Origin of the sequence: Mucilaginibacter sp. OK098, from assembly GCF_900142915.1 — a bacterium.
Lineage (GTDB): Bacteria > Bacteroidota > Bacteroidia > Sphingobacteriales > Sphingobacteriaceae > Mucilaginibacter.
The window spans coordinates 801,839-813,296 of record NZ_FRCM01000001.1 but is presented as its reverse complement, the minus strand read 5'-3'; the positions used below and the strand labels follow the sequence as shown (position 1 = coordinate 813,296).

Genomic DNA, 11,458 nt, shown 5'->3' with positions numbered 1-11,458 from the left:
ATGCTTGCAGAAATAATAACAATAGGGGACGAAATACTTATAGGGCAAATTGTTGATACCAATTCAGCCTGGATGGCCGGGCAGCTCAATGATATCGGGATTCGTATAAAACAGATCTCTTCGGTATCTGATGACAGGGAGCATATCTTAACTGCGCTTAAAGAAGCAGCTGGCCGGGCAGATATTATTTTGATAACCGGCGGGCTTGGGCCCACCAGGGATGATATCACAAAAAAAACGATTGCCGAATACTTTAATGTTAAGCTGGTTGAGAATAAGGATGCTTTGGATAATGTGTTAAATATTTTTTCGCGTTATAACAGGCCTATGCTGGAAGTAAACCGGTTGCAGGCGCAAGTACCTGAGAACTGTGAAGTGATACTCAATAAAAACGGCACAGCCCCGGGAATGTGGTTTAATGAAAAAAGTAAAATTTATGTTTCGATGCCGGGTGTACCGCACGAAATGATGTACATGATGGAAGATGAGGTGATCCCAAAACTTAAATCATCGTTAAAGTTACCCGTAATTATTCACAAAACCATTTTAACAGTAGGGGAAGGAGAATCATACCTGGCTGAACAGATAGCTGACATTGAAGACACTTTACCATCGTTCATTAAGCTGGCGTATTTGCCAAAGCTTGGCCAGGTAAGGTTAAGGCTTAGCGGATATGGCGAAGATGAAGCTGTTGTAAGAAATAAAATAAATGAATTTGCAACTAAAATAGTTGAACGTGTTGCCAATGTTGTAGCTGCTGAAGAAGATATATCAATAGAAAAGGCCATATTAAATTATATGGCGGAGAATAACCTCACGCTGTCAGTTGCCGAAAGCTGTACAGGTGGATACATTTCACATTTAATTACCCAGCATGCAGGCTCATCAAAAGTATTTTTTGGCGGGGCAGTTTCCTATTCGTACGAATTAAAGGAAAGTATTTTGGGCGTAAAAAAAGAGACTTTGGCGAAATTTGGAGCTGTAAGCGAAGAAACAGCCACCGAAATGGTTTTAGGCGCTTTGCACAATTTTAAATCGGATTATGCCCTGGCTGTTACCGGCATTGCCGGGCCTGACGGAGGAACGCCTGATAAACCCGTCGGTACCGTGTGGATTGCAGTGGCCTCTCTCAACAAAACCATCGTAAAGAAATTAACATTTGGGAATAAACGCCGTCAAAACATCGAAAGGACTGCAATTTCAGCCTTAAATATGTTGAATACTTTACTTCACAATTCTGGAAAATAACGATAAAATCAGCTAATTTTGGCCTTTAATCTATATATTGTCTATGGCTAAATATAAACTGTTGCTGCCAAAAATGGGCGAAAGTGTTGAAGAGGCAACTATAATCAAGTGGACTAAAAACCCGGGAGATTATATAGAAGCCGATGAAACAGTAATGGAAATTGCCACCGATAAAGTAGACTCGGATGTTCCATCTCCGGTATCGGGCAAATTAGCCGAACGGCTTTATAAGGATAATGATGTGGTTAAGGTTGGTGCAGTTATTGCAATAATTGAAACCGATGAACCCGAAGAAGTTAAAGAAGAGCCGGCTGCGGCTACATTCCATCAAGCTCCGGTACAGCCTGTTGTAACTCAACGAATACCTCAACCGGTAGAAGAGGCTAAGCCCCCCGTTGTTCAGCATACGCCACCACCGGCACCTGTGTATAGCGCACCCGTTCCTCAGCCTGAAATAAAACAAGCTGAAGAACCAAAACCACAGGTATTTGCCGAATCAGTAAAAAATTATGCCGAACCTGTTCCGTATATCCAACAGTTGGAACAAAAGGCAGAAGATAAAACAGATGAGGCCGCTAAGAACGGGCTTCGTTTTTATTCGCCTTTGGTAAAAAATATTGCCGCACAGGAAGGTATCAGCAATGTGGAGCTTGATCAGATCCCTGGTACGGGCGCCGAAGGCCGGTTAACGAAAGATGACCTGTTATTGTATGTTCAGCAAAGAGTGCAGCCTGCACTGGCATCACAAAAAAGCGCTGAGCCGGTTGCTCCTGAAGCCGTAAATATTCCTGTTGCGCCTATAGTTACAGCTGCTCCTGTTGCGGAAGCGGCAATACCGGAACCTGTTGCAGAAGTACCACGTCCTGAACCTATTGCTCCTCCTGCACCTCAACCAGCTGCCCAGGAGCTTGCAGAAAATAAAACGCCAAAAGGCGTATCAATGTCTGGTGGCGATGAAATAATTGAAATGGACAGGATGCGCCGCTTAATTGCCGATCATATGGTGATGAGCAAGCATACTTCGCCACACGTTACTTCGTTTGTTGAAGCCGATGTAACCAACCTTGTTTTATGGCGCGAAAGAATAAAATCGAGCTTTGAAAAACGCGAAGGGGAGAAGATAACATTTACACCTATATTTATTGAAGCTGTTGTAAGAGCCATAAAAGACCTGCCGATGATCAACGTCCAGGTAAATGGCACACAGATAATAAAGAAGAAAGATATCAACATCAGCATGGCAACAGCTTTGCCAAGCGGGAACCTGATAGTTCCGGTTATTAAAAAGGCCGATGAGTTAAACCTGATAGGGCTTACCAAAGCGGTTAATGACCTTGCAAACCGTGCCCGCACCAATAAGCTTAAACCTGATGATGTTCAGGGCGGTACATTTACCATAACCAATGTTGGCTCATTCGGTAATGTTATGGGTACGCCTATAATAAACCAGCCTCAAGTAGCTATTTTAGCTGTTGGCGCAATTAAGAAAAAGCCTGCAGTAATCGAAACTTTACAGGGTGACATGATCGGGATTCGCCATATGATGTTCTTATCATTATCATATGATCACCGCGTAGTTGATGGCGCTTTGGGTGGATCATTTGTAAGACGTGTGGCTGATTATCTTGAAAACTGGGAAACTGACAGGGATATTTAGCCTTGCCCCCCAACCCCCTAAAGGGGGAGTTGTCGAAAAGAAATATTACATCCCGTCTATTTTAGGCGGGATTTTTTGTTTAATTGATTCCCGGAAATCTTGTACCAACTTGTTTCAACATGCATAAGCTGTGAATTGCTTGCTTTGCCGCCATTCGTGAAATTTGATAAACATTTTAATTAATTATCACGATGGAACAAGCAAACAGAAAAAAATTATTGCCCTGGTTTTTATTTACAGGGCTGCTTACAGGCTCATTGGATGCGCTGCTGGCTATAATTATTAATAATAAAGTTCCGGCATCTGTTATATTTAAATTTATAGCCAGCGGAGTTTTTGGCAATGCAGCATTTGGACCGGGCAATGAAATGATATACTACGGAGTATTATTTCACTATTTTATAGCTTTTACCTGGACAATTCTGTTTTTTGTATTCTATAACAAGCTTATAAACATTGTAAAATTCAGGTTTGTATTAATGTTAGTTACAGGTATTATAATATGGGCAGTTATGAACCTTTTAGTATTGCCTTTAAGCCAGGTGCATTCCCAACCTTTTAATGTTGTAGGTTTTATGAAAAACCTGGGGGCTTTAATATTAGCTTTTGGGTTACCTATCACTGTAATTGCCGACAAATATTATGAAAGTGAAGATATTTACAGGATTTTAAAGACTTCATGAGTCGTCTATTTGAAGTAAATTAAAAAGGCTCCATAATGGAGCCTGATTAAAAACTATAAAACCTACAAAAAAAATCTTTATAAAGCCGTGGCCGCCTCTTTAACTTCTTTAGCCAAATTAACGCCTGCAAGCTGGTCGGCAAATGCTACGAATGCTTTGTTATTGGCTATAAGCTGCTGGTTATCTACCAGGTTTTGAAGATTGATCTTCCCGATAACAAACTTGTAACTGCCTGAATAATAACGCTCATGGATATGCACAAAATCCAAAGCTTCAACCAGGCTTTCATCCTCATACCTCAAGTATATGTTCAGCTCGATATTATTGGTAAAGTTAAGGCCTTTGCGCTCTTTTGCCTTTTTATATTCATATTGATAATCATACCGCAACGCTGCAATGTCTGACAGTACTGCAGAGCCAGTAGGGTGACCGCCCGCACCTTTACCAAAAAAGAATTGCTGATCGGCAAAAGCCGCCTGTACAATTACGCCATTGTATTCGTATTCAACATTGTATAAAAACTCTTTATCGTTAACAAACTTTGGCAGCACAAATAGAGCTACATGCTGGTCATCAAGCTCTTTTGCTACGGGAACCAGCTTTATTTTAAGGTTCTTTTCGCGGGCGTACTGAAGGTCATGCGCCGACAGATTTTGGATCCCTAAATTAAATACCTCATCAGGCTTTACAATTACACCATATGCATGTGCAGCGGCAATAACCAATTTATATTTGGCATCAAAACCGCCAACATCACTTGTGGGGTCTGTTTCGGCAAAACCAAGGTCTTGTGCCTGTTTTAATGCGCTGTCATAATCCAAACCCTCATTAAAACCTTTTGAAAGTATGTAGTTTGATGACCCATTAAAAATACCGCTTACTGAATGCAGCAATTCATTATCATAGTATTCTTCCAGGTTACGGATGATTGGGATACTCCCGCAAACTGAACCTTCATACAATAATGATGTCCCGTATTTATGCTGCAGCTCAATCAATTCTTCCAAATGGAGCGCAATCATCTTTTTACTGGCCGATACAACGTTTTTACCAGAACTTAATGCCCTTGAAACAATTTCAAATGCAGCTTCCGTATCATTTATCAGTTCAACAATGGTGTTTATCTCCGGGTTGTTAAGCAGCTCATCCCTTTCGGTTGTAAATAAATGCGATGGGAGTGAGCGTTGTTTATGCGCATCCTTTATGGCGATCTTTACAATTTCCAGGTTTAAGTGTTTTGTTTTGATGATGTCGTATAAACCCTGGCCAACCACGCCAAAGCCAAATAATCCTATGTTTAGTTTTTTACTCATTACGCTGTGCGTTGTAATTCAATAATTTTTCCTTTTACATCTGTTTTAAAAAATGATGTAATTATGTTTGTTAATGCTTCTGTTTCAATTAAAAACCCATCATGCCCATAAAATGAATCCAGTTCGGCAAAGGCTGATTTTGGAATATGCCTGAACAGGTATTGCTGTTCTTCTATCGGAAATAAAACATCCGATTTTATACCGATAACCAATGTACGCGCTTTGATCAAGCTCAATGCTTTTTCAACTCCATGCCTGTTACGTCCCACGTTGTGAGAGTCCATAGTTTTTGACAGGTACCAATAGCTATAGGCATTGTAACGGTTCACCAGCTTTTCGCCCTGGTAATTCTGGTACGATGCCGCTTTGTAGTCGCCGGTAATGTTATCTTCGTCTTCCTGCTGAGTGATGGAATATGTTTTATAGTTGCGGTAGGAGAGCAGGGCAATGCTTCTTGCTGCCTTTAATCCTTTTTGCCCACCATCAGGTGAGTTTGAATAGAATGTACGGTCGGCGCTGATCGCCAAACGCTGCGATTCATTAAATGCAATTCCCCATGGCGAATGTTTTGCATTGGAGGCAATAAGGATAAGATTTTTTATGCGCTCGGGTTCGATAATTGCCCATTCAGCAGCCTGCTGACCGCCAAGCGAACCACCGATAAGGATCTCAATGTTTCTTACACCAAGATGTTCAGCTAATAGGCTGTGTGCTTTAACAATGTCACGTACCGTAAATTCCGGAAAAGAAAGATAATAAGGCTGACCTGTTACCGGATTTATACTTAGCGGGTTACTGGTACCATAAGGCGAACCCAGGATGTTGGCACATACCACAAAATGCTCATCGGGGTTGAAATAATTATTATCACCAAACAAGCCTTTCCACCAGTCAAAAACATCGGAATTTGCAGTGAGGGCATGGCATACCCACACTACATTATCCGCGTTTTTATTAAGCGTTCCATAGGTATGGAAACCTATTTCAAGCTCTTTTAATTGTTTGCCCGATTCAAGTTCAAAGGGACCGTTGTATTTAAATATTTCTGCGTTCATTATTATTTTAGTCATTGGGCAGTAGTCATTGGGCATTTGTGAAATGTTAGTGACCACTGACCAAATAGTTTTTCCGCCTATGCGTTTAGCTTAGCAAAGGCCTGTTCAAAATCTGCTTTTATATCATCAATATGTTCTAATCCTACCGCCACACGTAATGAATTTGGTAAAACCCCCGCAGCTAATTGTTCCTCATCAGAAAGCTGCTGATGCGTGGTTGCTGATGGTTGTATGATTAGCGTTTTTGCATCGCCAACATTTGCCAGGTGGCTCACTAACTGTAAGCCATCAATTACTTTGCCTGCATTTTGTTTTCCGCCTTTAACATCAAATGTTAATACTGCGCCAAAGCCATTTTTTAAATATTTTTTAGCAAGGGCATGGTGCGGAGATGAAGCAAGGCCGGGATAATTAACTTTTTCGACCTGCGGATGCTGTTCCAGCCATTTAGCCAGTTCAAGCGTATTGTCAACATGGCGTTGAACGCGCAGTGAAAGTGTTTCCAAGCCCTGTATGTTTAACCACGAATTAAAGGGTGATTGCGAAGGGCCGAAGTCGCGCAGGCCTTCAACGCGGGCACGAATAATAAATTGGATATTACCGAACGGACCGCCAATGCCAAATACATCTGCAAATATCAAACCATGATAACCTTCGGAAGGCTCTGTAAACTGAGGGAATTTACCATTGCCCCAATTGTAATTACCACCATCAACTATAACCCCGCCAATACTGGTACCATGCCCGCCGATCCATTTGGTGGTTGATTCAACAACCACGTTAGCGCCATGCTCCAGCGGACGGAATAAATAGCCTCCTGCACCAAAAGTATTATCAACTATTAGAGGCAGGTCATGCTTGCGCGCAAGCGCAGCTACCTTATCGAAATCAGCAATATTAAAGCCGGGATTACCGATAGTTTCAAGGAAAATGGCTTTGGTTTTATCGTCAATTAATAATTCAAGATTTTCGGCAGTATCATCCTTAGCAAAACGGGCCTCAATGCCTAAACGCTTAAATGCTACCTTAAACTGGTTGTATGTGCCACCATAAAGAAAAGGTGAGGTTACAAAATTGTCGCCTACCTGCAATATATTATTTAAAGCGATAAACTGTGATGCCTGGCCCGATGCAGTTGCCAAAGCAGCAACGCCCCCTTCAAGAGCCGCTATGCGTTTTTCAAAAACGTCAGTAGTGGGGTTCATTAAACGGGTGTAAATATTGCCAAACTCTTTTAAAGCGAACAGGTTTGCACCGTGTTCGGCATTTTTAAATACGTATGAAGTAGTTTGGTAAAGCGGTACAGCGCGTGAACCTGTTGTTGGATCAACCTCCTGGCCTGCGTGAAGTTGCAAAGTTTCAAATTTTAAATTGGCAGATGACATGTTTTTAAGATTTAAATTTTTAATGAAATTTGTTGATTATTTGATCACAATGCGATATAGATCGCCTTTGTGAGTCACGTACATTTTCAGGGAAAAGAAAAATAAAACGTGTTAGGGCTTAGCAACAGCAACAAATACACATATAGCCTTTTGACGGACTATAAACATATAGCATAGCGGTAGGTTTGGGAGCCTTAAAAATGTTTTGGAAAATGGTGTAAATCAAACTTTTCATGGTTATTAATTTATATTTCCCGGGATATTTACCGGGGCAGGAATTGGCACCTTCTTCAATTTTGAAGGGTTGCCAGCGGGTTACTGAGCCTGATCTCTCGCCGCTTCTTTATAAATCAAAACCCTTTGCGGAGGTAATGATCAATGGTATTGCTACCAAATATTGTTGCAAATATAAAGGGATATTTGTGAGTATTCCAAATTTAATTTTCTTTTGAGGGGAAAGGTAAAGGGCGAAAGGTAAAAGGTGAAAGGTTGTGGATTGAAAATGGATAAGATTTACGAAGTTTTAAAAACTTCGTAAATCTGGTAATCAGAGTAAATAACAAGCCTTTTTCCCTCCTCTAATCTCTAACCTCTGGTCTCTAATCACTAACCCAACGCCTGCTCTAAATCAGCAATCAAATCGTCAATATGCTCCAGCCCAACAGATACTCTTAATAAATTAAAAGGTGTTTTGGTATCTGGCCCTTCAACTGTGGCGCGGTGTTCTATTAAGCTTTCAACACCACCTAAGCTGGTGGCTTTGGTAAATATTTTCAGTCCGTTTATTACCCTGCGGGCTTCCGCTTCGCCACCCTTTAAGGTAAATGAAAGCATGCCGCCAAAAGCCGACATCTGTTCTTTGGCTATAGCGTGCTGTGGATGGGATAGCAGTCCCGGGTACATTACTCCCTCAACTTTGGGATGATTTTCTAAAAATTCAGCCAATAGCTGCGCGTTATGCACATGGCCGCGCATGCGGTAAGGCAATGTTTTTATACTTCGTGTAAGCAGGTAGCAATCCATCGGGGAGGGGATAGCACCGCCCATTTCCTGCACCTGGCGGATCTTTGACCACCAATCGCTTTTTTCTTTGGTGATCAGTGCGCCGCCCATCAAGTCACTGTGCCCGCCAAAATATTTGGTAGCGGAATGCATCGCCAAATCAGCGCCTAAAGCGAGTGGTTGTTGGCATATTGGGGTTGCAAATGTGTTATCGCAGGCTACTTTTATGCCTTTTGCTTTTGCAATAGCTACAACCATTTTTATGTCTGTTATTTTAAGCAGCGGGTTTGACGGCGTTTCTATCCAGATCAAACCGGTTTCGGGCCTTATGTGGTTTTGTAAAACTTCGGGGTTATTTACATCTATAAAATCAAAGGTCAGGATCCCTGCAAAAAGATTCTTAAGCTGGTTCCGTAAACCGTGATACATATCGTCGGGTGCAATAATGTGCGTGCCCGGCTCCAATGATTGAAAAACCGACATCCCTGCTGCATTACCTGATGAAAATGAAGCAGCATCAGCGCCACCTTCCAGCTTAGCCAGTACATTTTCGAGCAAAGTACGGTTAGGATTACTTGACCGGCTGTAAATATGCCCACCCGGAAATGTACCATCAACAGCCCGTTCAAACGTGGTGGATAATATGATAGGCTGAATTACGGCTTTTGACGTTTCGTCAACGTGGTTCCCAGCGTGGATGGCAATGGTTTCAATTTTCATAATATTGTAATGTAGCATTAGGCGGCTAAATTACGTAATGGTATTTAAAAACTTTATCTTATGAAGAACCTGCTTTACATTTTAGTTATTATGCTTTTTGTATCCTGCAAAAAGGATCAATTCTCATACCAGTCAAAGTTTCAAAGTAGCCAGGCAAAATGGAATACCTATAAAAAGACTATAAATAATTCTTATTCATATGTTGCCAGTTTTGTTTCGGTATTTGGCGCTTACGATGCAACTACAATAACAGTAAAGAACGGAACAGTAACCGGCAGAAGTTATACAGCAGGTTTTTACCCGCAAAACTCCACAGTTGCAAACGTAACCAAGACCTGGACGGAAGACAGTACAACACTGAACACACACCAGGGAGGAGCGGCCCTGCTTACACTTGATGAGATTTATGCAAAAGCGCCAACCGAATGGTTATCTGCCGATAAAACAAAGAACAAAGTATATTTTGAAACGGATAGCAAAGGCTTAATAGCAAGTTGTGGTTATGTACCTGATGGCTGCCAGGATGATTGCTTCCGGGGGATTAATATCTCTTCTGTAACGGCTTTATAAAAAATAAACTAAGTATAAGCGGAAGATTTTTTTTGAATTCATAATTGCTAACGCTGTACATTTGTGGAGAAAATTATACATTAGCATAAAAATCTGTTATAAATGAAAATAGGACGCATCCCCCTGGTATCAATAGTACTGCTGGTTATATCGTTAATAAGCTTTACGAGTAAATACTTGTTTCCATCAGCACATCTTTCGCTAAAGCCTTATTTTGATGGCGCATTGGTAGGGGCCATGTTGGTTTTTGGTTTATACTATGCAAATATTTATGTTACAGCATGGATGAATAACAGGAAAGAAACCAATGAATTAAAGAAAAATTCAGTTTCCTGATTTATTTATTCCGGATCCAATCTGTAGCTGCCTTAATAGTTGCATCATCACCATTTTCGTTAGTGTCCTTTACAACCACATCAGGATCTATTTTACCTAAATATTCCTTTTTATTTCTATCGGCAGCATAGCCACTGGCTAAATAAAGATAAGCACCTGTTGACAGTTTAAAACCACGATTGCCAGTAGTATAGCCACCTGTTGGTTGTCCAAAAAGCTTAACGTTGGGCTTGCCGATAAAACAAATGGTTGTCATTTCTCCGCTGCTTGCTGTTTTGGGCCCGGTTAAAACAGCTACTTTAGAACCTGGATTCTTAATAGCATAAGCGCCTGATACCTTTGCCGTAATTGCCGAACCGTTAGTTACTTTTCCGTTTTTATACATCCAGGGTGTAATTTTGTTGGTTTCAGGCGAAACAAAATACCCCAGTGTACCATTGCCAATTATTGGGCCAAGCCCGGCAATCATGGGGTGCATATTACCGCCATTGTTATGCCTGAGGTCAATAATCCAACCTGAAATATCATTTTTGGTATCCAGCTCCCGTATCATATTTTGAATTGTTGTTGCGAATGATGTGGATGCCGTATCACTGGTTGAACCAAAGCCCGGCATCCAAACGTAGCCAATAATACCAGGCAAAAGTTTTGCAGACGGCAGCCTCATATCCACATTCTCATTTGCGTACCTAACCGCTGCTGCCTTGGACTTTATAAAGGAGTGATTATCCCCGGCGATCCTCAATTCGCTCATAATATAGCTTGTTAATAATTGTGCGTCTTCAATGGTCTTTATTCCACCCGATAGCTGATCAATATCAGCATCAATACCAGCCCAATTTAGTTTTTTAGTATATATAGAATACTTTTTAATAATATCTGTAAATTCTTTTATGTATTGTTTAACGTCGTTTGATGGCGTTGTATTTTGAAACGGAAACTCTTCCATACTAAATTCATCGTACCAAACAGCGCCTTCACCAATCAAATAACCACCAACCAATATTTTCTTAGCATTACCATTTACGGCTATTGATATGGTATATTTATTCCAGTCATTATTTTGCTGTGTTATACTCTTTGAATCTATGCTTTGCGTGCCTATAATACGGTTATCATTGTCCATTACCTGGCAATATAGGGCAGCGGTTCCTTTAATATTTTCAGTTTTAATGTAGGCTGAAAATTTAATGATCTTTAACTGGCTAACACTTATGTCAAATGTTTGTGAGAAGATACTATAGATAGCAGGATTAACATTTTGTATGCTTTTTATACTAAACGAGCTTGTACCGGCAAACTTTATATTTTCATCAAGTGAGGTTGTAGATCCGTCTGCATGTTTAATTATCCAGTTTGCGGGTAATGAGTTTAGCGAATCACTCTTTAATTCAAATCCTGGATTTTTTATTTGGGCAGACAAACCTGCATATATTATAATTAAGCAGCAAGCAATTAATAGTTTTTTCATCAGGAAACTTTGAGTTTT

At 40.7% G+C, this 11,458-nt stretch carries 10 protein-coding genes and 1 riboswitch; of the genes, 5 read left to right on the top strand and 5 right to left on the bottom strand.

Annotated features, from left to right (window positions below):
• The 3 genes from BUE31_RS03365 to BUE31_RS03355 all read left to right on the top strand — a co-directional run bounded on the left by BUE31_RS03365 (position 1) and on the right by BUE31_RS03355 (position 3,588).
• The gene (locus tag BUE31_RS03365; protein WP_073400238.1) at positions 1–1,248 is read left to right on the top strand and encodes a competence/damage-inducible protein A; all 1,248 of its coding nucleotides are present in this window, start codon (positions 1–3) and stop codon (positions 1,246–1,248) included.
• A 43-nt stretch (positions 1,249–1,291) separates the two neighbouring features.
• The gene (locus tag BUE31_RS03360; protein ID WP_073400236.1) at positions 1,292–2,905 is read left to right on the top strand and encodes a dihydrolipoamide acetyltransferase family protein; all 1,614 of its coding nucleotides are present in this window, start codon (positions 1,292–1,294) and stop codon (positions 2,903–2,905) included.
• A 191-nt stretch (positions 2,906–3,096) separates the two neighbouring features.
• Positions 3,097–3,588: a hypothetical protein gene (locus tag BUE31_RS03355; protein WP_073400234.1), complete on the top strand. Its 492-nt coding sequence runs from the start codon at positions 3,097–3,099 to the stop codon at positions 3,586–3,588.
• 77 nt (positions 3,589–3,665) lie between these two features.
• Here BUE31_RS03355 and BUE31_RS03350 read toward each other — a convergent pair whose 3' ends face one another.
• The 4 genes from BUE31_RS03350 to BUE31_RS03335 form a co-directional block, all read right to left on the bottom strand.
• The gene (locus BUE31_RS03350) at positions 3,666–4,901 is read right to left on the bottom strand and encodes a homoserine dehydrogenase (protein ID WP_073400233.1); all 1,236 of its coding nucleotides are present in this window, start codon (positions 4,899–4,901) and stop codon (positions 3,666–3,668) included.
• Positions 4,901–5,956: a homoserine O-acetyltransferase family protein gene (gene metX / locus BUE31_RS03345; protein ID WP_073401623.1), complete on the bottom strand. Its 1,056-nt coding sequence runs from the start codon at positions 5,954–5,956 to the stop codon at positions 4,901–4,903. Before metX ends, BUE31_RS03350 begins: the two co-directional genes overlap by 1 nt.
• A gap of 77 nt (positions 5,957–6,033) precedes the next feature.
• Positions 6,034–7,341, bottom strand: coding sequence for an O-acetylhomoserine aminocarboxypropyltransferase/cysteine synthase family protein (locus BUE31_RS03340; RefSeq protein ID WP_073400231.1), 1,308 nt, complete (start codon positions 7,339–7,341; stop codon positions 6,034–6,036).
• A gap of 242 nt (positions 7,342–7,583) precedes the next feature.
• Positions 7,584–7,693: riboswitch (SAM riboswitch) on the bottom strand.
• A gap of 254 nt (positions 7,694–7,947) precedes the next feature.
• Positions 7,948–9,063 carry a trans-sulfuration enzyme family protein gene (locus BUE31_RS03335; RefSeq protein WP_073400229.1) on the bottom strand — a complete coding sequence of 372 codons (1,116 nt, stop codon included), beginning with the start codon at positions 9,061–9,063 and terminating at the stop codon, positions 7,948–7,950.
• A gap of 60 nt (positions 9,064–9,123) precedes the next feature.
• Between BUE31_RS03335 and BUE31_RS03330 the strand changes: the two genes are divergently transcribed.
• Positions 9,124–9,633: a hypothetical protein gene (locus BUE31_RS03330; RefSeq protein ID WP_073400227.1), complete on the top strand. Its 510-nt coding sequence runs from the start codon at positions 9,124–9,126 to the stop codon at positions 9,631–9,633.
• A gap of 102 nt (positions 9,634–9,735) precedes the next feature.
• Entirely contained in the window at positions 9,736–9,969 is a 234-nt protein-coding gene (locus BUE31_RS03325; protein WP_073400225.1) for a hypothetical protein, read from the top strand.
• Between the two features lies 1 nt (position 9,970).
• Here the strand turns inward: BUE31_RS03325 and BUE31_RS03320 are convergent, their stop codons facing one another.
• Positions 9,971–11,440, bottom strand: coding sequence for a S41 family peptidase (locus tag BUE31_RS03320; RefSeq protein ID WP_073400223.1), 1,470 nt, complete (start codon positions 11,438–11,440; stop codon positions 9,971–9,973).
• Positions 11,441–11,458 lie beyond the last annotated feature (18 nt).